Annotated in this window: 2 protein-coding genes; one reads left to right on the top strand and one right to left on the bottom strand. The window is 70.7% G+C overall.

What is annotated here, in order from left to right; genetic code table 11:
* Nucleotides 1-308, bottom strand: a 308-nt coding sequence (locus JGS39_RS41335) for an acyltransferase domain-containing protein (protein ID WP_308121018.1), incomplete at its 3' end; no start/stop codon positions are given.
* A 9-nt stretch (nucleotides 309-317) separates the two neighbouring features.
* Here JGS39_RS41335 and JGS39_RS41340 point away from each other — a divergent pair.
* A partial coding sequence (locus tag JGS39_RS41340) for a hypothetical protein (protein WP_236066166.1) occupies nucleotides 318-529 on the top strand: 212 nt, incomplete at its 3' end.

The following is a 529-nucleotide window of genomic DNA, read 5'->3' on the forward strand; positions in this document are numbered from 1 at the left end:
CCGGCGATGTGGGCGGCGGCTATTTCGCCTTGGGAGTGTCCGATGACGGCGTCGGGGTGGATGCCGTGGTGTTGCCAGAGTTTGGCGAGTGAGGTCATGACGGCGAAGAGTGCGGGTTGGATGACGTCGACGCGGTCGATGGGTGGTGTGTCGGGGAGGCCTTGGAGGACGTCGAGGAGGTTCCAGCCGGTGTGGGGTTGGAGTGCTTGGGCGGCGGCGGTGAGGTGTTCGGTGAAGACGGGTGAGGTGGCGAGGAGTTCGCGGGCCATGCCCTCCCACTGCGAGCCCTGGCCCGGAAACACGAACACGGTCTTCCCGTGATCGGATACCACGCCCTCCACCACATCCGCCGACGGCACACCCCTGGCCAGCGAGTCGAGAGCCGGTGCCAGCTCCTCGTGGCTCCCGGCGACGACGACCGCCCGATGACCGAGCGCCGCCCGGCCGGCCGGGTGCTGGCCCGGGGCCGGGCGGCGCTCGGTCATCGGGCGGTCGTCGTCGCCGGGAGCCACGAGGAGCTGGCACCGGC

Origin of the sequence: Streptomyces poriferorum, from assembly GCF_019399235.1 — a bacterium.
GTDB lineage: Bacteria > Actinomycetota > Actinomycetes > Streptomycetales > Streptomycetaceae > Streptomyces > Streptomyces poriferorum.